This is a genomic window from Rhizobium gallicum bv. gallicum R602sp, assembly GCF_000816845.1.
GTDB classification, from domain to species: Bacteria; Pseudomonadota; Alphaproteobacteria; order Rhizobiales; family Rhizobiaceae; genus Rhizobium; species Rhizobium gallicum.
Genome location: NZ_CP006877.1, coordinates 2,550,837 through 2,571,239, shown reverse-complemented (window position 1 = coordinate 2,571,239; position 20,403 = coordinate 2,550,837). Strand labels below are relative to the sequence as shown.

Genomic DNA, 20,403 nt, shown 5'->3' with positions numbered 1-20,403 from the left:
TATACTGTCGGGCCTTGCGCTCGCCATCCGTCCTATGATCGTCAACAGAATATGGGAGAACGACAATGCCTTACATCGACGGATTCGTCGTGGCTGTTCCGAAAGCCAATATCGAGGCTTACAAGAAGTTGGCGAATCTCGCCGGCTCGATCTGGAAGGAGCACGGTGCGCTCCAATATGTCGAGTGCCTTGCCGACGACGTGCCCTATGGCGAACTCACCTCGTTTCCGCGTGCGGTGATGGCGAAGGAGGACGAAGTGGTAGGGTTTTCCTGGATCGTCTATGGATCGAGGAAGGAGCGCGACGATATTGTGGCCAAGGTCATGTCCGATCCACGCCTGCAGGGCGATGAATGGAAAACGGTCTTTGATGGCAAGCGAATGATCTATGGCGGCTTCGAAACCGTCATCGAGCTGTGAAAAAGGAGTTTCATGCCCCAAACGATCATCTCCGTTTCAACCCGGGGGCAGGGCCTCTACGAATTTACGGACCAGACGACTGCCTTCGTCCGCGCAAGCGGCGTGGACGAAGGTTTGCTCACCGTCTTCGTGCGCCACACTTCCTGTTCGCTCTTGATTCAGGAAAACGCCGACCCGGATGTGCAGACGGACCTTAATGCCTTCTTCCGCCGGCTCGTGCCGCCGTCATCGGACCCATCGATGCGCTGGATCGTCCATACGACCGAAGGCCCGGACGACATGCCCGCTCATATAAAATCGGCGTTGACGCAGGTTTCGATCGGCATTCCCGTTACCAGCGGCAGACTGGGGCTCGGCACCTGGCAGGGGCTCTATCTCTTCGAGCATCGCGACCGTCCTCATCGTCGCGAAATCGTGCTGCATCTCAGCGCCTGAACCGAACGTGAATGCGCAATTCGAACATCGTTCAGCTTTAGCCCTCTATTGTCGAATCATCCCCGAAAGGGTTCGAGCGTCCATTGAACGAGGGAAGTCCCCAATGACCAATTTCATTGCAAAGGCATCGTTTGCCGCTTTGCTTGCCGTTACTTCGATCCCCGCCACCGTCTCGACTGCTGCCGCAGCAGGCCCGGAGCGCGCGGTGGTCATTGACGTCCAGTATCATCGCCCGCCACCGGTCTACCGCGGTTGCTCGCCGGTCGCGGCTGTTCGCAAGGCTCGCTGGACCGGTCTGCGCGACGTGCGCGTCGTCAATGTCACACCGCGCCGTGTCGTCGTTGCCGGCCGCGACCGCCGCGGCTGGGACCGCATGGCATTTGCGAATGTCCGCGGCTGCCCTCTGATTCGCCGTTAAACAGTAGCAGCCGCCGGCCTTTCAGACGCGGCGGCACAAGAACCGCCTTTGCCAATTCTTCTCGGATCACGGCAAGGGCGGTTTTCTATTACCAAAAGTGCGGCCGCAAAAATGAAAAAAGCCTCGCGACGGGCGAGGCTGAGTTCTAGGCCGCTTCGGGGAAAAGAAGAAGCGACGCTCATTTCATTAGTACCGTCGAGTACGGCTGCAAAGTGCACTTTTGTCAATTCCGGTACGCTTTTGTGTTCGGGGATATATTTTTTACCGGGCTTTATCGGCTTGAATTAGAACGTTCCAAACCCATCCGACAACGGAGTGACAGCGCTTCAATTCATTTCTTGACAAATTTGGAACGTTCCAATTTACTCCAAGTATTCTTGGAGGAGGTGGCATGAAAGAGTCCGCGCCCGCTGAGAGAACGGATCACTGGAGATGCAGTCGATGATCGGGGGACAATCATGAGCAGGGAGCGCGTGACCGTTATCGACATTGCGAACGCCGCCGGCGTTTCAAAGTCGACCGTGTCGCTCGTGCTGCAGGGAAGCTCGCTCGTTAACAAAACGACGCGCGCCAAGGTGAATGCCGCAATGCGCGAGCTTGGTTATGTCTATAATCGGGGCGCTGCTAATCTGAGGCAGGCGAACGCCAAGTCAAAAATCGTCGGCATGGTCGTCAACGATCTGACGAACAGCTTCTTCGCCGAGCTCGCCGTCGGCATCGACAGCGTCATGCAGTCGGCGGGTTACGTGCAGTTTCTAGCCAACACCGGCGAGAATATCGACCGGCAGCGCGAAGTCATTGCATCGATGCGCGAACACGGGATTTCCGGGCTCATCATCTCGCCGGCCCGCGGCACGGAGGCTGCAGATTTCGCGGCGCTCGCCAATGCCGGAATCCCTGTCGTGATGGCCGTCCGCAATGTGCCAGGTGCGCGGGTGTCATCGCTGACGTCGGATAATCACGCGGGAGCGGCCGCCTCCGTCGCGCATCTTGCCAAGCTCGGCCATCGCCGCATCGCCTTTCTCGGCGGCTTTCCGGATACCGCCGTCTTTACCGAGCGCTTTATGGGATATCGAGACGCGCTGATCGACGCGGGGCTGGATTTCGACGCGGATCTGGCCATCGGAGCGGCACCCTCGCGAGCGGGCGGCGTCGAGGCGATCGAGCGGGCGATGCGGCTTGCTGTCCCTCCGACGGCTGCGGTCTGCTTCAACGACGCGGTTGCCTTCGGCGTCTGTGACGGGCTTCGAAGCCGCAAAATAGAGCCTGGCGCCGAGTTCGCGGTGGTCGGTTTCGACGATGTGATCGAGGCAAAGACGGCGGTGCCGGCGCTGACGACCGTTTCCGTCGATCCGCAAGGCATGGGGCGCCGGACAGCGCAGCTGCTTCTAAAGCAGATCAATTCGGGGGCGGCTGAGCCCGAAGCGCTCGTCAAAAGCGTGCGCCTCGTCGTGCGTCAAAGCTGCGGCACAGGCATTCAAGGAGGAGTGCGATGACGAATTGGGGTTTGATCGGTGCCAGCACGATCGCCAGGGAATGGGTGATCGGTGCGATCCGCGCAGCGGGCGGCGAGGCCGCCTCGGTGATGAGCACGGACGCGGCGCGCGGCAAGACTTACGCGGCCGAGAACGGCATTGCGAAGTCGGTGACCAGCGTTGCCGACCTCGTCAATGATCCGGATGTCGAGGCTGTCTACATCTCGACCACCAACGAACTTCACCGCGACCAGGCGCTGGCGGCGATCCAGGCGGGCAAGCATGTGCTGTGCGAGAAGCCGCTGGCAATGAGCCAGGCCGATGCGAATGCGATGGTAAAGGCTGCCAGGCAGGCGGGTGTGGTGATGGCGACGAACCACCACCTGCGCAATGCCGCCACCCACCGCGCCATGCGCGATGCAATTGCAGCGGGCAAGATCGGCAAGCCGCTCGCTGCCCGTGTCTTTCACGCCGTCTATCTGCCGCCGCATCTGCAGGGCTGGCGGCTCGACCGGCCAGAGGCGGGCGGCGGCGTCATCCTTGATATCACCGTGCACGATGCCGATACACTGCGCTTCGTGCTCGGCGACGATCCGGTCGAGGCGATCGCCTTCGGCCAGAGCGGCGGCATGGGCAAGTCGGGGCTGGAGGATGCCGTGATGGGCGTACTGCGCTTCAAGTCCGGCGTCATCGCGCAGTTCCATGACGGTTTTACCACGAAATATGCAAAGACCGGCTTCGAGGTGCATGGCAGCGATGGATCGCTCGTTGCCAGTAACGTCATGACTCAGCGTCCAGTCGGCCGCGTAACCCTACGGAATGCAGAGGGCGAGACAGAACTCGAATGCAAAAACACCAATCTCTACGAGGTTACGCTCAGGGCCTTCCACGACGCTGTTGCTGGGAAGGGCAGGCCGTCGGCAACGGGCGAAGACGGCGTCTGGTCACTTGCGACCGGCCTTGCCGTCGTCGAATCCGCAAGGACCGGCAAGGTGGTCAAGATCGAGCCGGGGCTCTGACATGGACAAGCACGTCACACCCGCCGATGCTGCAGCCCTGATCCCCGACGGTGCGATCGTCTCGGTCTCGTCGTCCAGCGGCCTCGGCTGCCCCGATTTGATGCTGAAGGCGATCGGCGAGCGTTTCGAAGCGACCGGCCATCCACGCGACCTGACGACGCTGCACCCGATTGCGGCGGGCGACATGAGCGGTATCAAAGGCGTGGACTACATCGCGAGGAAAGGCCTGCTGAAGAAGATCATCGGCGGCTCCTATCCCTCAGGCCCGTCGGGCGCCGAGCCGCCATTGATCTGGCAGATGATCGGCAACGACGAGATCGCCGCCTATAACGTACCGTCGGGCATCCTCTTCGACATGCACCGTGAGGCGGCCGCCAAGCGGCCGGGGGTGATGACCAAGGTGGGGCTCGAAACCTTCGTCGATCCGGCGCGCGAAGGCTGCGCCATGAATGCCAAGGCGGCTGCCGAACCGGTCGTCAAGAAAATCAGCTTCGAAGGCGAGGACTGGCTGTTCTTCAAGGCAATCGCACCGCAGGTGGCGATCATCCGGGCGACGACGGCGGACGAGCGCGGCAACCTGACATATGAACATGAAGGCGCCTATCTCGGCGGCCTCGACCAGGCGCTCGCCGCCAGCAACAATGGCGGCATCGTCATTGCGCAGGTGAAGCGCATCACCAAGGAAGGCTCATTGAAGCCCCACGACGTCCGCGTTCCGGGCGTGCTCGTCGACTATGTCGTGGTCGATCCCGACCAGAAGCAGACGACGCAAACGCTCTACGATCCGGCAATCTCCGGCGAAATCTTCCGGCCGCTCGACACATTCCGCCTATCGGAATTCAATATCCAGAAGGCGATTGCGCGCCGGGTGGCGCAGGAACTGCAGGGTGGGAGCGCCGTCAATCTCGGTTTCGGGATTTCGGCCAATGTGCCGCGCATCCTGCTGGAAGAGGGACTTCACGGGGCGGTGACATGGGTGATCGAGCAGGGTGCCGTCGGCGGCGTTCCGCTTCTCGACTTCGCGTTCGGCTGTGCCGCGAATGCCGATGCCTTCATGCCGTCGCCCTATCAATTCACCTATTTCCAGGGTGGGGGCTTCGATGCCTCGCTGCTCTCGTTCCTGGAGATCGGCCGCGACGGCTCGGTCAACGTCTCGAAGCTCTCCATCCGGCCACACGTAACGGCAGGCGCCGGCGGCTTCGTCGATATCACGGCGCGGGCGAAGAAAATCGTCTTCTCCGGCATGTTCAATGCCGGCGCAAAGCTCAGCGTCGAGCACGGCAGGCTGGTGATCGAGAAGGAAGGCAAACTCAAGAAACTGGTCAACGCCGTCGAGCATGTGACCTTCTCGGGTCCGCGCGGCGTGGCCCAGGGGCAGGATGTCACCTATGTCACCGAGCGGTGCGTGATGAAACTGACCCCGGACGGCATCGTACTGACCGAGATCGCACCGGGCGCCGATCTGCGGGTCCATATTCTCGACCAATCGGAATTTCCATTGATCGTTTCGGACAATTTGAAGGTCATGGACAACGCTCTCTTCGGCGAAGCGCCGATCGGCCTCCAGCTGCCAGAAAAGCCAAAGCGGGTTCTGGAAGGAGCATCCCATGGGTGAGGTGAAAGTCTCAATTGAAGGTCACATCGCGGTCATGACCGTCTCGCGCCCGGAAAAGCTCAATGCCTTCGATATCGACATGCTGAAGGCGCTGGCCGCGGCCTGCGACGAGGTGGAGGCGAATGCCTCTGTCCGCGTCGCCATTCTGACAGGCGAGGGCAAGGCCTTTTCTGCGGGCGGTGACATCAAGGCCTGGGGCGACATGCAGGCTAATGAGTTCGGCCATGCCTGGGTGCGCTTCGGCCACCGCATTTTCGAGCGACTTGCGACGCTGCGCATGCCGCTGATCGCAGCGCTGAACGGCCATGCGCTCGGCGGCGGTCTGGAGCTGGCGGGCGCTGCCGATATCCGCATTGCCGAGCGCCAGATCAAGATTGGCCTACCTGAGACAGGCCTCGGTATGATCCCGGGGTGGTCGGGCACGCAGCGGCTGGTCAAGCGCTTCGGCGCGCAGATCGTCCGGCGGATGGTGCTCGGCGGCGAGATGTTTTCGGCCGACGAGGCAAAGGCGAACGGTATCGTCGACGCCGTCGTCGGTACCGGCACATCGCTTGCCGCGGCCAGGGACTATGCCTCGCGCATTGCACTTCGCGGCCCGGCGGCGCTGGAGATTTCGAAGCTTCTGATCGCATCGGCCAATGGCGAGGACAATGGCGCGGCGGTCGAGGCGCTGGGATCCATCCTGGCCGCCAAGACCGGCGACCTCAAAGAGGGCGTTTCGGCATTTGCCGAAAAGCGTCCGGCTCAATTCAAGGGAGAATGGTGATGACGGTGCTGCTGAAGCCGCAAAAGCTCGTGGATGCGAAGGTGCGCGAGTTCAGCATGCTGATCGACGGCAAATGGGTGGAGGGCATCGAGGCAGGCACGATAGAGCGCGTGGCCCCGGGTCATGGCGTTACCGTCAGCCGCTACAAGGCAGCGACGAAGGATGATGCTGTCAAGGCGATTGCTGCGGCCCGCAAGGCATTCGACCATGGTCTGTGGCCGCGCATGACAGCCTCCGAGCGCTCCAACATTCTGCTTAAGGCCGCGGACATGATCGCCGCGCGTGCCGATGAACTTGCCTATCTCGATGCGATCGAGGCCGGCAAGCCGATCACGCAGGTCCAGGGCGAGATCGCCGGTGCTGCCGACATCTGGCGTTATGCGGCAGCGCTTGCCCGCGATCTGCATGGCGAAAGCTACAATACACTGAGCGAAGGAACGCTCGGCGTCGTGCTGCGGGAGGCCGTCGGCGTCGTCTCGATCATCACGCCTTGGAATTTCCCGTTCCTGATCGTCAGCCAGAAGCTGCCTTTCGCGCTTGCAGCGGGCTGCACGGCGGTCGTCAAGCCATCTGAACTCACCTCCGGCTCGACCCTCGTGCTCGGCGAAATCCTGATGGAGGCCGGCGTTCCGGCGGGCGTCGTCAACATCCTCGCCGGCACGGGTGCAGCCGTCGGCGCGACGATGACCGGGCATCCGGATGTCGACATGGTCTCCTTCACCGGCTCGACCGGCATCGGCCGGCTGACGATGGAAAACGCCTCGAAGACGCTCAAAAAAGTGTCGCTGGAGCTTGGCGGCAAGAATCCACAGATCGTGTTTCCTGACGCCGATCTCGACGCCTTCGTCGATGCAGCCGTCTTCGGCGCCTATTTCAATGCAGGCGAATGCTGCAATGCCGGATCGCGACTGATCCTGCATCGCGACATCGCCGACGACGTGACGACGCGGGTGGCGGCGCTGTCGCAAAAGGTGAAGGTCGGCGATCCACTGGATCCATCGACGCAGGTGGGTGCGATCATCACGCCGCAGCATCTGGAGAAGGTTCAGGGCTATGTTTCCGCCGCCGCGGGCAGCGGTGCGAATGTCGCGCTTGGCGGCAGCCATATCGACTTCGGTTTTGGCCAATACATGGCACCGACGATCCTTTCCGGCGTCAAGCCGGAGATGGCGGTGGCGCGCGAGGAGGTGTTCGGACCGGTGCTTTCGGTGCTGACCTTCGAGACTGCGGAGGATGCCGTCCGCATCGCGAACTCCGTCGATTACGGCCTTTCGGCCAGCGTCTGGAGCCGTGACTTCGACACCTGCCTGACGATCGGACGAAAGGTAAGGGCCGGTACGATCTGGATGAACACCTTCATGGATGGTGCGGCGGAACTGCCCTTCGGCGGCTATCGCCAATCGGGCCTCGGTCGCGAACTCGGGCGGCATGCGGTGGAGGACTATACCGAGACCAAGACGCTCAACATGCATATCGGCGCCCGCACGGGCTGGTGGATGCCGCGCTGAGCCAAGGGCTTGTGTTCTGGGAGGATCGATCGCTTGGTGAAGCAGCAGGACATCGTCATCATCGGCTCGGGGATCGGCGGGGCGACCATCGCTGCCGCGCTTGCTCCTTCTGGCGCCGATATCCTCGTCCTTGAGGCGGGCGGGCATATCGAGGACCGGCCGGAAAACCGCGACCAGCGCGCGATCTTCCAGCGCGGCCACTTCCGGCCAAAGGAATTCTGGTACGAGAGCGACGGCAAGCCGTTCAATCCCGGCAACTACTACAATGTCGGCGGCAATTCGAAGTTCTTCGGAGCGGTCATGGTGCGCTACCGGCGGGAGGATTTTCATGAGATGCAGCATCTGGAAGGCATCTCGCCCGCATGGCCGTTTGCCTACGAAGAACTGGAGCCATGGTATAGCCGGGCGGAGCAGCTTTATCAGGTGCGCGGGCAGATCGGCGAAGACCCCACCGAGCCTGTGCATTCGCACAATTACGCCTTTCCGCCAGTGCCCGACGAGCCGTCGATCGCGCTTGTGCGCGAGCGGATGAAGCGAAACGGCCTGCATCCGTATTCGCTGCCGCTCGGCATCGATATCGAGCGCTGGCTTGCCAGGGCGAAGACGCCCTGGGACGCGCATCCGAACAGTTTCGACGGCAAGATGGATGCCGAGACGATCGGCCTTGCGCTGGCACTGCAGCATCCGAACGTCCGGCTGCAGACCGGATCGCGGGTGACACGGCTTCAAACGGCGGCTGACGGCAAGCGCATCGAGACGGTTCACTACCGGAAAGATGGCGCCGACGAGGCGGTCTCTGCGAAGCTCGTGATCCTTGCGGCAGGCGCGGTGCAATCTGCCGTCTTGCTGCTGCGTTCGGCGAACGAGAAGAATCCAAAAGGGCTCGCCAACAGCTCGGACCAGGTCGGCCGCAATTTCATGAACCACAATTCGAGCGCCGTGATCGCGGTCTCGCCGACCTATCGAAACGACGCGATCTATCAGAAGACCTTCGGTTTCAACGACTATTACCTTACGGACGGCGAGAGCGGGCCGCCGCTCGGCAATGTCCAGCTGCTCGGCCGCGTTTCCGGCGCCATCCTCAAGGCCAATATGCCGTCGGTGCCGGAATGGATGCTGAACAAACTCTCGGCGCATGCGATCGATTTCTATGCGATGAGCGAGGACATTCCGCATCCCGAAAGCCGCATCATGGTCGATGGCGAGCGTATCCTGTTGCAGTGGGTGCGGACGAACTGGCCGGCGCATCTGATGCTGGTGAAGAAGCTGAAGCAGGCGCTGAGGGCGGCAGGCTTTCCTCTGGTGCTCTCGCGGCCATTCGACAAGCGCACGCCGTCGCATCAGTGCGGCACGGTCAGAATCGGCAACGATCCGGCGCAGGCGCCGCTCGACATCTGGTGCCGCGCCTACGACCATACGAACCTCTTCGTCGTCGATGCGAGCTATCTACCGACGTCCGCCGCGGTCAATCCGGCGCTGACGGTGGCAGCGCAGGCGCTGCGCGTGGGGGATCATATCCTGCAGAAGGAACTCGCATGATGGCACAGGGAAGGCGGCCGGTCGCGCTTGTCACCGGAGGAAGACAAGGTATCGGACTGGCTATTGCCGAGGCGCTGGCGAGGGCGGGGCATGACGTCGCGATCACCGGAATAGAGGATGTCGGGCCGAAGGATCCGGTGGTCGAGACACTGCGTTTGCTCGGGGTCGACGCCTTTTACCTGAAGGCTGACCTTGCGGACGTTGACGGGCATTCCGCAACCATCGAGGACGTCCTGCAGACATTCGGGGCAATCGACTGCCTGGTGAACAATGCCGGCATCGGTTCGATTGTCCGCGGCGACTTCATCGAGCTGAAGCCGGAGAATTTCGACGCGGTGCTCGATACCAATCTGCGGGGAACGGTGTTCTTCACGCAGGCGGTCGTCAAGGCGATGCTGGCAAGCGGCGCCGGGCAGGCAACTCGTTCGATCGTCAACATCACCTCGGTTTCCTCTGAGCTGACGTCGCCGGAGCGGCTCGACTACTGCATCAGCAAAGCCGGCCTTTCAGCCTTCACCAAGGGACTGGCGGTGCGGCTTGCCGAGAGCGGCATTGGCGTCTTCGAACTGCGGCCAGGCATCATCCGCACGGCGATGACGGCGACGGTATCCGAAAAATATGATGCGTTGATTTCAGGCGGGCTCGTGCCGATGAAACGCTGGGGGGAGGCTGAGGACATCGGCGCGATCGTCGCAGCGCTTGCGTCGGGGAGCTTCGGCTTTGCCACGGGCTCGGTGATCGATGCTGGTGGCGGGCTTTCGATCGGCCGCCTTTGAGCGGGGGATTTGGGATGGCATACGACTACATCATCACCGGCGGTGGCCCCGCGGGCTGCGTTCTCGCCAACCGGCTGAGCGAGGATCCAAACGTCCAAGTGCTGCTTTTGGAAGCAGGCGGCAGCGACTGGAGCCCGCTGTTCCACATGCCGGCAGGCTTTGCCAAGATGACGAAGGGCGTCGCGAGCTGGGGCTGGGAGACGGTGCCGCAGAGGCACATGAAGGGCAGGGTGCTGCGCTATACGCAGGCCAAGGTCATCGGCGGCGGCTCGTCGATCAATGCGCAGCTCTATACGCGGGGCAATGCCGCCGACTACGATCTCTGGGCCAGCGAGGAGGGCTGCGATGGCTGGGATTATCGCTCCGTTCTGCCCTACTTCAAACGCGCCGAAGACAACCAGCGCTTTGCCGACGACTACCATTCCTATGGCGGACCGCTCGGCGTTTCGATGCCGGTTTCCGCGTTGCCGATTTGCGACGCCTATATCCGGGCGGGGCAAGAGCTCGGCATTCCCTATAACCACGATTTCAACGGCCGGCAGCAGGCGGGCGTCGGCTTCTATCAGCTCACGCAGCGTAATCGTCGGCGCTCCTCGGCCTCGCTCGGCTATTTGTCGCCGATCGGAGACAGGGACAACCTGACCATCCGGATGAATGCCCGCGTTGTGAGGATCGTGATTGAGGGTAGAAAAGCGATCGGCGTCGAGGTTGGCGGACGCAACGGCGTCGAGCTCATCCGCGCCGAGCGGGAGGTCGTCGTTTCTTCCGGTGCTATCGGGTCGCCGAAACTGCTGCTGCAATCCGGAATCGGGCCTGCGGACCATTTGAAAGCTGTTGGCGTGGATGTGAAGCATGATCTACCCGGCGTCGGCGGCAATCTGCAGGATCATCTCGACCTCTTCGTCATTTCCGAATGCACCGGCGACCACACTTATGACGGCGTCGCCAAGCTGCACCGCACGCTTTGGGCGGGCTTGCAATACGTGCTCTTCCGCTCAGGCCCCGTTGCCTCCTCGCTCTTCGAGACCGGCGGCTTTTGGTATGCGGATCCAAACGCGCGCTCCCCCGATATCCAGTTCCATCTCGGCCTCGGCTCCGGTATCGAGGCGGGCGTCGCCCGGCTGAAGAACGCCGGGGTGACGTTGAATTCCGCCTATCTGCATCCGCGCTCGCGCGGTACCGTGCGTCTCGCATCTGCCGATCCGGCGGACGCGCCGCTGATCGACCCGAATTACTGGAGCCATCCGCATGACCGGAAGATGTCGATCGAGGGCTTGAAGATCGCCCGCGAGATCATGCAGCAGGCGGCGTTGAAGCCTTTTGTGCTGGAGGAGAAGCTGCCGGGAAGCAGCGTCGTCACCGACGAGCAGCTTTTCGACTACGGCTGCGCCAATGCCAAGACGGATCACCATCCCGTCGGCACCTGCAAGATGGGCGCGGATGCCATGGCCGTTGTGGGTCTCGATCTGAAGGTGAGGGGGCTGGAGGGACTGCGCGTGTGCGACAGCTCAGTCATGCCGCGTGTCCCCTCGTGCAATACCAACGCTCCGACGATCATGGTCGGCGAGAAGGGAGCCGACATCATCCGCGGGCGCGAACCCTTGCAACGCGCCATCTTCTCGTGGGAACGCAACGACATGCGGCCGAGAGCAAGGTCAGACGTTCGCTAGGCAGATCAGGCGCGAATGAAGAGCGCGCCGACGAGGCCGAAGATAACGATCGATTGCAGGATGAACATCGGCAGTTGATCGGACATGTTTCCCTCCCATGGGCACGCTTTTCATGCTTGTTCGGTGACAGTCATGCTGCCGGCCAAAGCCGTAATGCTGGAGGCGAATGCTGCCACGGCATCATGACGAGCGCAAATCACCTTTCGAATATCGAATTCCTCTTTTTTGCGATGGGAAGAGCAAAAGATGGTATAATCGCTTTCGATGCGATGTGCGGCAGACACCGCTTTGCGAATGCCTGAAGAGGAATAGCATTCGAAACTTTGGCGGTTTAGCAATATTCGAACATCGCATCATAACTCAGCATGGAACCTTTTATGCACTTAGTAGTTTTAGAGTGTACAGGAGGACTACTATGACCAATGATTTTAATAGACCTGGACCGGATGTTCGTACGACACCGGGAAGCGACCGCCGGTCACCATGGGCCATGTGGATCGGTATCGCGGCTGTTGTTGTAATCATAGCCCTTGCAGCGATTTACTGGCCGCGCACGAGTGCACCGCCAGCCACACCGCCCGCCGGCGAGACAACAACGACCCAGCCGCCAGCTACAACGCCACCGGCAACGTCGACCGCACCGGCAACGCCACCGGCAACCGAGCCGGCCCCGGCAACTCCGGCACCCGCAACGCCGCCGGCTGCGGAACCGGCACCAGCAACACCGCCGGCAACGCCGCCTGCAACGCCTCCGGCGCAGCAGTAAGGTAAAAAGCCCGCCAACCATGACCCCCGAAAGTTGGACATTAACTTTCGGGGGTTTTGCATGTCCAAACACAGCCTGGCTGTTAAGCTTCTGATCACCGCGTCGATCTTGCGAAGCAAATGGTCCTTCGGCACTAGGTTATCGAGCGTCACCATCTCGAGAGCCGTCTGTTCGGGAGCTCGCGCCAAGGCTTTGTGAGCAGCCCGCTCCGCAAAGGGAGGATGGACGCCGTATCTGGTTCGTCCCTCTGAGGGCGTCACAAAAATCACCGCAAAATCAAAGATAAGCTCTTGAAGTAGCTTCTGGATGGATGAAACTCGATTTGCATCCAGTTCTGCGCGTATTAATTGCCTGAATTACTTAAACAAAATGGTTTGATTGCATTAACGGTGATGCTTCTCGAAGCCGATATCGAATCTAAACATAGAGACCATAGAAAAATTTCGTTTGCATACTGAAATTTCATCGATATAAAATATAAATAACAAAAAATATACATGGAAACGCCCTTCTATTCGGCCTGCAGTGTAAAGAGTCAGGATTGGCGAAAATGAAGGACGAAACTCTATTACTTGATCCGCGTGATCATAAGATACTTTCAGTATCAAGGGCGTTTGGTTACGTGTTCGCCTTTATGCTGATTTTCACGATCGCCATGGCGATGATCCCCAATCAGTTTTTCATTGTCTCCACGCGCGCAGTCATCAATGCGCCGGTCCAAATGATCGCCTCGCCGATTTACGGCAGAGTGGATAGGATTTCGCTGCAGGTCGGACAGGTGGTCAAGCTCGGCGATGTCATGGCGACGGTCTCCAATCCCAACCAGGACCAGACGTCGCTGACCGGCTTGCGGCTCGAGAAGCTCGATCTCACCGAAAAGCTGAACAATACGAGAAGCGTCGTTCAGGAACGCACCGACCAGCTCCAGAAGGTCAACAGCCAGATCGCGGACGTCAAGGACGGCGCGATCAGCGAGCTTTCGGCGGTCATCGAGAATGCCCGTTACAACGTGCAGACCTACGAGGCGCGGCTCAATGAACAAAACGCCCTGCTGCAGAGGCAGCTCGTGCTTCTGAAGAAGAAGCTGATCTCCGAGGCCAGCATCGAACCGCAGCGCCAGAAGCGTAACGCCGCGCAGTACGAACTCGACTCTGCGCGCGGCGAACTGCGCCGCAACGAGATTGTCCTGTCGCTCGTCGAACGCGACATCTACACCGGCGGTACCGTCGCCGCCAATCTGCTGACGCTTGAAATGCAGCGCACCAAGCTTGCCGGCGAGATCGCCGAAGACAACATTGAGATCAATCAGATGACGGAGCGCAAGCAGCAGGTCGAAAACCTGATTGCGCGGGAGGAGGGGCGGCTTGGCAAGGCCGGGGCCGCCGAGGTCGTCGCCGAGCGCCATGGCCAGATCGTCAGTGTCGACGCATCCTTCGGCGACTTCGTGATGCAGGGCCAGCCGGTGGCAAAATCGCTGGACTGCAACGAGGCCTTTGCTGCCGCCGTCTATCGGAGCCGCGATGTGACGTCGCTGGAGATCGGCATGCCGGCGATAGTCAATTTCCGCAGCCTCGGCGTCAAGCGCGACGCCCAGATCTACAAGATCGTGCGCTACTTCAACTCCGGCCCGGAAAATCGCTATTACGCGAAGTTTCCGGAAGCCGAAGGCCACGAGGTCTATGTGCTCGTCAGGATGGACGAGCCGGCCGGCGAGGGCGGCGCTCCGGCGCATCAGAACAACGACAAATTCTTTGGATGTCATGTCGGCGAGGATGTGATCGTCTCATTGGGCGAGACGGTCGTCTCCCGGATCGCCCGCTATTCGAAGCTGGCGATGGACAGGCTGGCGTCGCCCGGGACGATGGATTCGGCGTCCGCGCTTTTTGACAAGGCGACGGCGCCGCGCTCCGCCGCTGCCGAACCCGCCAATCCGTAACGCCGGCGCCGCTGCATTGATGAGGCTCAACAATGAAGCATCTGAGATCGACGATCGAGATAGGACGCTTGCTGCTGCTCGCCGCGGCGGTGACTGTCCTGCAGACATTCCCGGCGCTCGCCGGTAGCGAACATAAGAAGCTTGCCTGCACGCTTTGCGACGGGCTGGCTGCCCAGATGGGCGGCGATCCGGCGCAGCCCTTCGTCCTGCGCAGTTTCGAACCGCCAAACGGCGGGTCGGCGCTCCATCCGGCTCTGGAAAACACCGGCTTTACCTATGACAATGCGCTTGCCCTAATGGCGTTTTACGGTTGCAAGCGTAAGGCCGAAGCGCGCCGCATCGCCGATGCTCTCGTGCGCGCCGTGGAGACGGACCGTCACTATCATGACGGACGGTTGAGGAATGCCTACCGGTCCGGCCCGGTCGTTCCGGGCAAAGAGGGAATGCTGTTGCCCGGTTACTGGAGTGCGGCCAGCAATTCCTGGATCGAGGACGGTTACCAAGTCGGCAGTGCGACGGGCAGCACCGCATGGGGCGCGCTGGCGCTGCTCATGGCCTACGAGGAGACGGAACAGCCGGCCTATCTCGACACCGCACGCAAGATCATGGACTGGATCCACCGCAGCACGGCAGATCCGCAAAACCCGGGCTATTTCGGCGGCTTTTTCGGCCATGAGCCGGCGCCTGAGCGCATGACCTGGAAATCGACGGAACACAATCTGGATATCTACGCCGCGGATAGCTGGCTTGCGCGCCTGGACGCCGGCGGCGACTGGACCTACCGCGGCGACAGCGCGCTGAAGTTCCTTCGCGCCATGTGGGACGACGGCGAGGAGCGCTTCTACATCGGCAGCGTCCCCGACAGCAACGCTCCGAATATCGCGATGTCGGGACTCGACGCTGAATTGTGGCCGTTGATCGCCGTGCCGGACTTCAAGAGCAAGGTCGAGCGGGTCATGGAATGGACCGAGCTTAACCATGGCGTCGACGGCGGCTTCGACTTCAACAGCGACCGGGACGGCATCTGGCTCGAGGGCACGGCGCAGGCAGCACTCGTCCTGCGGCTTGCCGGACGGTCCGAAAAGGCCGAACCCTTGTTCAAGACCATCGCTGCCCAGGTCACGCCCGGCGGGCTCATCTATGCGACGGTCAACGAGCAGCTTTCGACAGGCCTTCAGGTCGGTCCCAACTCCTCGCCCGGCGATTTCAAGTATTACCGTCTTCCGCATATCGGGGCGACCGGCTGGGCCGTGCTTGCCGCGCTTGACCTCAACCCTTTCCTCGGCCGCGCGGGCCAGGCGCTGATCAGCAAGGATAGCCCATGTCCCCCGAAGTAGTCACTCTCTCGGACGCCATTCTCTTCTCGCTGCTTTCGCTTGCGCTCATCATGGGCTGCGCCTTGCTGCTCGACAGCCGCCGGGGCAAGGATCGCGTCATGTTCGGCATGATCCTCATCGTCATGTTATTGAATTATCTCTATTTCCGCATCACCAAGACGCTGCCGGACTTCGAATGGAGCGCCTATGCGCTGTGGCCGCGCGCCTATCTCTCTTTCGAAATCGTCGTCATCTTCTATACCGTGCTTTCGATCGTCTTTTTCTTCCGGCGGACGGACCACAGTGCGGCTGCGGATGCGAGCGAACTCACCATCGCCGGCGCGGCATCGCCGCCGGCCGTCGATGTCTTCATCTGTACCTATAATGAAGAGCTGTCCATTCTGGAGCGCACGATCCTTGCCGCGAAGGCGATCGACTATCAGAATTTCACTGTCTGGGTGCTCGATGACGGACGCCGCGACTGGCTGGAGGACTATTGCGCCGAGGTTAGCGTGCGATATCTGCGGCGCGGCGACAATGTTGGCGCCAAGGGCGGCAATCTCAACAATGCCATCCGGCAGTCGGCGAAGGAGACCAACGCGCCCTTCATCCTCATTCTCGACGCCGATTTTGCGCCGCAGCGCGCGATCCTGAAGCGAACCGTCGGCCAGTTCGCCGATCCGGAGATCGGGCTTATCCAGACGCCGCAGTTCTACTACAACGCCGATCCCGTTCAGCATAACCTTCTGGCGTCGAAGGCGTGGGTCGATGATCAGCGCATCTTCTTCGACGTCATGCAGCCCTCGAAGGACGGATGGGGAGCTGCCTTCTGCGTCGGCACGTCCTGCATAGTCCGGCGCGATGCGCTCGGCATGATCGGCGGCATGCCGCAGGAAACGGTCACGGAAGATATTCACCTGACCTACCGGCTGCTGCAGAAGGGCTTGAAGACCCGCTGGCTGAACGAGCGCCTGAGCGTCGGGCTCTCGGCCGAGAGCCTCTCAGGCTATATTACCCAGCGCTGCCGCTGGTGCCTCGGAACCATTCAGGTCGCGCTGCTACGGGATGGCCCGTTCTTCGGCCGCGGATACACCTTCCTGCAACGGCTGCATTATTTCCACGGGCTGCTGTTCTGGTTCTGCCGCCCGTTCATCCTGCTCTTGATGGCGGCGCCAATCCTCTATTATTTCCTCGGCCTGCCGGCGATCCAGATGGAACCGGAAGCCTTCTTTCTTTACGCGCTTCCGATGGTCGCAGGCATGTGGGCATTTCATTCCTGGGTCTCCGACCGGCGCAGCATGCCGCTCTTTACGGAAGTGTCGCAAATGGTGTCGGCGATCCCCATCACCATCGCGCTGATTCACGCCCTCATCCATCCGTTCGGGCGGCCGTTCAAGGTTACGGCTAAGGGCGAGGACCGGGCGCGTGTCTCTATCCTTTACCCCATCACCGGCACGTTCCTCCTTGTCATCATCCTGACGTTCATAGGCATGCTGAACGGGCCGCTGATGGGCACCTATAACGACCTCGACGGCTTCAGCGTCGCCTGGGGCATGGTCGTTATGGTCTATGCCTTCGTTTCCCTGCTCGTCTGCATCGAACTTCCGCGCGAGCCGCTGGACAGGATCCAGTTTCCGCTCGCACGGCAGGCAAATCTTGCACGCGACGGCAATTTCACTCCTTGCACTGTCGACACCATTTCAATCAGCAAGGCGGAGATCACGCTGCATGACGGCCGAGCGGCAGGGCAGGTTCGCCCGGGCGACATGCTGATCTTTTCTCCTTTTGCGGACTTCGACGTTGCGGGCAGGGTGACTGGCACGGACAGAGCGCGCCTCGGCCTATCGGTGTCCATCGTCGCCGTCCGGGACCGCCGCTACGACTGGGAAATCCGGCAGACAGCCGAAGACATCCGCCGGAAGATGATCCAGCGCCTGTTCAGCGAGATGCCGCAGGCGATGCCCGCCCGCGCCCATCCGCTCGCCGCCATCCGCGGCCTCTGGCGCCGCACGTTCGATCACCCCTCAAAGCTCGCGGGCGGTGTTGAAACGCACGCCGTCACCGTCAGAACACTTCAGGCGCCGCGACGGTGGCAGAGGCCGCGTGACCTTGCACCAAGGGTGCCGCTTTTGCAGATCGGATCGGCGAGTGCTGCGCCGCCGTTGGCGGAGTGAGGGCCGCCGACTTGTAGCGGTCCCGAAAGCGATTGCGCGCTAAACACGGGGTCGATGATGATCGGCTGGAGCGTGAACTTTGCCATAACGACGGCAACTGTACCAGCCAGATCGGCGACGATCGAAGCGATTTTGCGCACCAATGACTTCAGCATCTCACCGACTAGAGACTACCCCGCTCAGCGCTAACAGAGTGTGATGTCATTGTTTCGACATCGACGGGTATTGGAAACCGCGGTCTACTCATTTAAGCGAAGCTGCCGTCCCGATGTGTTTGTGGGTGGGGCGTGTCGCATTGTCGTGATGTTCGAGTTGGTTTCTGTTCAGAAACTTTAGCAAGCCACCCAAGTCCCGAATATTGATCTTGGATATTGCGGGCCTATACCGACGGATACTGTCGCTCGTTTCCGTGCTCGCTTCACATGAATTTGACCCGCGCTTTGATGCCGGCGAGGACCTCGCCGAGGCGGTGGATTGGGAGAAGGCGCAGCGCCCAAATCTGGCGCCCCATCGCGTCAATGTCGATTTCCCTCGTGGGTGGTCGAAAAGCTGGACCGCGAGGCGCAGCGCTTGGGATCACGCGTTAGGCGCTGATCAAGGTTTGGGTAGCTGATCGGCTGGAGGGGCGGAATGGCAAGCTGCCTGATTATCCGGTAGCTCTGAATTTCCCGATCAGGAAATTTTTCTGAATAAGGATCATCTAGCGCTGTCTATTTTCCCGATCGGGAAATTTTTCTCGACAACGCGGCCGATATGCTGTTATTTTCCCGAGCGGGAATATGAAGATGGCAAAACAAGTCAGAAGTCCAGCCGACATCGGCGCCCTGGTCCGGAGTGCACGCAAGGAGCAAAACTTGCGGCAGGATGAGCTTGCCGGCGTTGCTGGCGTTGGCCTGCGGTTCATTGTCGATCTCGAAGCAGGTAAGCCCACGGCTCAGATTGGAAAAGTGCTCCAGGTTCTCCAAACGCTCGGTTGCTCTGTTGTTATTTTAGCCCCTGGCGAGGGTAGGCGATGATGACGAAGGTTCTTAACGTCTGGTGGGACGGTAGCATTGTCGGACAGTTCACGCAGGACAGGCACGGCGACATAGGGTTCGCCTATGCTCAGGCTTGGCTTGACGACGAAACCGCTCTTCCGCTTTCGGCTTCTCTTCCGAAGCGACTGGAGCGCTTCTCCCGTCGAGAATGTAGGCCGTTTTTCGGTGGCCTGCTGCCCGAGGAAAGCCAACGCCTGGTTGCCGCGCAGGCATTAGGCGTTTCACCTGCGAACGACTTTGCGCTTCTCGATCGCTTAGGGGGCGACGTCGCCGGCGCCCTCCAGCTTTTGCCGGAAGACCAGGAACCCGTTAGGACAGAGCCGCTCGCAGACCAGCAGATTACACCCCTCGATGAGGCCGGAATCGTTCGGATACTCGACGCACTTCCGACACGGCCGCTATTGGCCGGCCAAGAAGGCTTGAGGCTATCGCTGGCCGGCGCGCAATCTAAGGTGCCGCTTGTTTTAATCGACGGCCAGCTCGCGCTTCCAGTTCCCGGCCAGGCAACAACGCATATTCTGAAACCGCCAATCGCGCGCTTCCCAGGGACGACCGATACCGAAGCTTTCGTGATGAAACTCGCTGCAGCGATCGGCCTCGAGGTCGCACCGGTCGAACCGAGGTCAGCGAATGGGCGCCCCTTTCTCCTGGTCGAGCGATACGATCGCTATCGCGACGCCAATGATGTTGTTCGCCGCATCCACCAAGAAGACTTTTGCCAAGCACTTGGTGTGCCGCCTGAAACGAAGTATGCGAGCGAGGGCGGGCCGACCTTCAAGGATTGTTTCGAGTTGTTGCGGCGGGTGTCTGAACGGCCGGCTACGGACCTCGCTAAACTAATGGACGCTGCTATTTTCAATCTCATTGTCGGAAATGCGGACGCCCACGGCAAGAATTTCTCGATCCTTTATGACGATCTGGGACCGAGAATGGCTCCGTTTTACGACCTGCTTTCCACCGTGGCCTATCCAGACCTTTCGCCGAAAATGGCTATGCGGATCGGAAACCGCGCAACGCTTGCCGAAATGGACGCCGACGGTTGGAAGGCTTTTGCGAAGGAGACCGGGATTGGCTTACTCTTGGTACGCCGCCGAGTTAAGGAGCTAGCTGATGCCACAGGTGAAGCGATAGCCCAAGTGTCAGAAACGGTATCTCCACTTGCCATCGATCCCGAGACGACAAATCACGTGGCGGCCTTGATCGCAGACCGCGCTAAACTCGTTTCTCTCTCGATCTAGCTCAACGGGTCCTCCAACCCTTTTCCGCAGGCCTCACCCAGATGCGGAGTTGGAGCGCCGGCCGTTTCCTGCTCGCGCGACTCGCCGCCAATTCCTGTGACGACCGCACATATCAGCACGTGAGCTACCATCGAGATCTTTCGAGCGCCGCAAAGGCTATGTGGCCCGCAAAAATGTCCCACATTCATAAACTGGGAATTCCGGTGAGGCAAATCGAGGAAAAAATGATGGAAAAACAACGTCCAATGAAAGAAATGGTAGGCCCGGAGGGAAGCCCTATTAGTTTGTAAAGGGCG

The 20,403-nt window shown here is 60.7% G+C and carries 17 protein-coding genes; 16 read left to right on the top strand and 1 reads right to left on the bottom strand.

Annotation, left to right across the window (positions count from 1 at the left end):
* Nucleotides 1-65 precede the first annotated feature (65 nt).
* The 11 genes from RGR602_RS12775 (at nt 66) to RGR602_RS12725 (ending at nt 11,640) form a co-directional block, all read left to right on the top strand.
* Nucleotides 66-419, top strand: coding sequence for a DUF1428 domain-containing protein (locus RGR602_RS12775; RefSeq protein WP_039845426.1), 354 nt, complete (start codon nt 66-68; stop codon nt 417-419).
* Between the two features lie 12 nt (nt 420-431).
* Complete coding sequence (locus RGR602_RS12770) at nt 432-854, top strand: secondary thiamine-phosphate synthase enzyme YjbQ (RefSeq protein WP_039845425.1); 423 nt, start codon at nt 432-434, stop codon at nt 852-854.
* 103 nt (nt 855-957) lie between these two features.
* Nucleotides 958-1,272 (top strand): hypothetical protein, encoded by a 315-nt coding sequence (locus RGR602_RS12765; protein WP_039845424.1) that lies wholly within the window; start codon nt 958-960, stop codon nt 1,270-1,272.
* Nucleotides 1,273-1,730: 458 nt separating this feature from the next.
* On the top strand, nt 1,731-2,768 hold the full coding sequence (locus tag RGR602_RS12760) for a LacI family DNA-binding transcriptional regulator (RefSeq protein ID WP_039845423.1): 1,038 nt from the start codon (nt 1,731-1,733) through the stop codon (nt 2,766-2,768).
* Nucleotides 2,765-3,766, top strand: coding sequence for a Gfo/Idh/MocA family protein (locus tag RGR602_RS12755; RefSeq protein ID WP_039845422.1), 1,002 nt, complete (start codon nt 2,765-2,767; stop codon nt 3,764-3,766). The genes RGR602_RS12760 and RGR602_RS12755 overlap by 4 nt, the downstream gene beginning before the upstream one ends.
* Nucleotide 3,767: 1 nt before the next feature.
* Nucleotides 3,768-5,381 carry an acyl CoA:acetate/3-ketoacid CoA transferase gene (locus RGR602_RS12750; RefSeq protein ID WP_039845421.1) on the top strand — a complete coding sequence of 538 codons (1,614 nt, stop codon included), beginning with the start codon at nt 3,768-3,770 and terminating at the stop codon, nt 5,379-5,381.
* Nucleotides 5,374-6,147, top strand: a complete 774-nt coding sequence (locus tag RGR602_RS12745) for an enoyl-CoA hydratase/isomerase family protein (RefSeq protein ID WP_039845420.1) — start codon at nt 5,374-5,376, stop codon at nt 6,145-6,147. Before RGR602_RS12750 ends, RGR602_RS12745 begins: the two co-directional genes overlap by 8 nt.
* The gene (locus tag RGR602_RS12740; protein WP_039845419.1) at nt 6,147-7,655 is read left to right on the top strand and encodes an aldehyde dehydrogenase family protein; all 1,509 of its coding nucleotides are present in this window, start codon (nt 6,147-6,149) and stop codon (nt 7,653-7,655) included. Before RGR602_RS12745 ends, RGR602_RS12740 begins: the two co-directional genes overlap by 1 nt.
* A gap of 33 nt (nt 7,656-7,688) precedes the next feature.
* On the top strand, nt 7,689-9,194 hold the full coding sequence (locus RGR602_RS12735; RefSeq protein WP_039845418.1) for an FAD-dependent oxidoreductase: 1,506 nt from the start codon (nt 7,689-7,691) through the stop codon (nt 9,192-9,194).
* Nucleotides 9,194-9,970 carry a 3-ketoacyl-ACP reductase gene (locus tag RGR602_RS12730; RefSeq protein WP_039846839.1) on the top strand — a complete coding sequence of 259 codons (777 nt, stop codon included), beginning with the start codon at nt 9,194-9,196 and terminating at the stop codon, nt 9,968-9,970. The genes RGR602_RS12735 and RGR602_RS12730 overlap by 1 nt, the downstream gene beginning before the upstream one ends.
* A 14-nt stretch (nt 9,971-9,984) precedes the next feature.
* Entirely contained in the window at nt 9,985-11,640 is a 1,656-nt protein-coding gene (locus tag RGR602_RS12725; protein WP_039845417.1) for a GMC family oxidoreductase, read from the top strand.
* A 540-nt stretch (nt 11,641-12,180) separates the two neighbouring features.
* Here RGR602_RS12725 and RGR602_RS37145 read toward each other — a convergent pair.
* A complete protein-coding gene (locus RGR602_RS37145; RefSeq protein ID WP_039845415.1) occupies nt 12,181-12,423 on the bottom strand; it encodes a hypothetical protein in 243 nt (80 codons plus the stop codon).
* Nucleotides 12,424-12,956: 533 nt separating this feature from the next.
* On the opposite strand from RGR602_RS37145, the gene RGR602_RS12710 reads away from it, so the two are divergent.
* The 5 genes from RGR602_RS12710 (at nt 12,957) to RGR602_RS12690 (ending at nt 20,107) form a co-directional block, all read left to right on the top strand.
* On the top strand, nt 12,957-14,342 hold the full coding sequence (locus RGR602_RS12710) for an HlyD family secretion protein (protein WP_039845414.1): 1,386 nt from the start codon (nt 12,957-12,959) through the stop codon (nt 14,340-14,342).
* A gap of 32 nt (nt 14,343-14,374) precedes the next feature.
* Nucleotides 14,375-15,679, top strand: a complete 1,305-nt coding sequence (locus tag RGR602_RS12705; RefSeq protein WP_052451551.1) for a hypothetical protein — start codon at nt 14,375-14,377, stop codon at nt 15,677-15,679.
* Nucleotides 15,664-17,832, top strand: a complete 2,169-nt coding sequence (locus RGR602_RS12700) for a glycosyltransferase family 2 protein (protein WP_039845413.1) — start codon at nt 15,664-15,666, stop codon at nt 17,830-17,832. The genes RGR602_RS12705 and RGR602_RS12700 overlap by 16 nt, the downstream gene beginning before the upstream one ends.
* A gap of 785 nt (nt 17,833-18,617) precedes the next feature.
* Nucleotides 18,618-18,848, top strand: coding sequence for a helix-turn-helix transcriptional regulator (locus RGR602_RS12695; RefSeq protein WP_039845412.1), 231 nt, complete (start codon nt 18,618-18,620; stop codon nt 18,846-18,848).
* Nucleotides 18,845-20,107, top strand: a complete 1,263-nt coding sequence (locus RGR602_RS12690; RefSeq protein WP_039845411.1) for a type II toxin-antitoxin system HipA family toxin — start codon at nt 18,845-18,847, stop codon at nt 20,105-20,107. The genes RGR602_RS12695 and RGR602_RS12690 overlap by 4 nt, the downstream gene beginning before the upstream one ends.
* Nucleotides 20,108-20,403: the final 296 nt, after the last annotated feature.

Coding starts and splice junctions, on each gene's coding strand:
- RGR602_RS12710 (WP_039845414.1), top strand. CDS start 12,957: ATGAAGGACGAAACTCTATTACTTGATCCGCGTGATCATAAGATACTT.
- RGR602_RS12700 (WP_039845413.1), top strand. CDS start 15,664: ATGTCCCCCGAAGTAGTCACTCTCTCGGACGCCATTCTCTTCTCGCTG.
- RGR602_RS12725 (WP_039845417.1), top strand. CDS start 9,985: ATGGCATACGACTACATCATCACCGGCGGTGGCCCCGCGGGCTGCGTT.
- RGR602_RS12745 (WP_039845420.1), top strand. CDS start 5,374: ATGGGTGAGGTGAAAGTCTCAATTGAAGGTCACATCGCGGTCATGACC.
- RGR602_RS12755 (WP_039845422.1), top strand. CDS start 2,765: ATGACGAATTGGGGTTTGATCGGTGCCAGCACGATCGCCAGGGAATGG.
- RGR602_RS12740 (WP_039845419.1), top strand. CDS start 6,147: ATGACGGTGCTGCTGAAGCCGCAAAAGCTCGTGGATGCGAAGGTGCGC.
- RGR602_RS12775 (WP_039845426.1), top strand. CDS start 66: ATGCCTTACATCGACGGATTCGTCGTGGCTGTTCCGAAAGCCAATATC.
- RGR602_RS12750 (WP_039845421.1), top strand. CDS start 3,768: ATGGACAAGCACGTCACACCCGCCGATGCTGCAGCCCTGATCCCCGAC.
- RGR602_RS12705 (WP_052451551.1), top strand. CDS start 14,375: ATGAAGCATCTGAGATCGACGATCGAGATAGGACGCTTGCTGCTGCTC.
- RGR602_RS12760 (WP_039845423.1), top strand. CDS start 1,731: ATGAGCAGGGAGCGCGTGACCGTTATCGACATTGCGAACGCCGCCGGC.
- RGR602_RS12730 (WP_039846839.1), top strand. CDS start 9,194: ATGGCACAGGGAAGGCGGCCGGTCGCGCTTGTCACCGGAGGAAGACAA.
- RGR602_RS12770 (WP_039845425.1), top strand. CDS start 432: ATGCCCCAAACGATCATCTCCGTTTCAACCCGGGGGCAGGGCCTCTAC.
- RGR602_RS12695 (WP_039845412.1), top strand. CDS start 18,618: ATGGCAAAACAAGTCAGAAGTCCAGCCGACATCGGCGCCCTGGTCCGG.
- RGR602_RS12690 (WP_039845411.1), top strand. CDS start 18,845: ATGATGACGAAGGTTCTTAACGTCTGGTGGGACGGTAGCATTGTCGGA.
- RGR602_RS12765 (WP_039845424.1), top strand. CDS start 958: ATGACCAATTTCATTGCAAAGGCATCGTTTGCCGCTTTGCTTGCCGTT.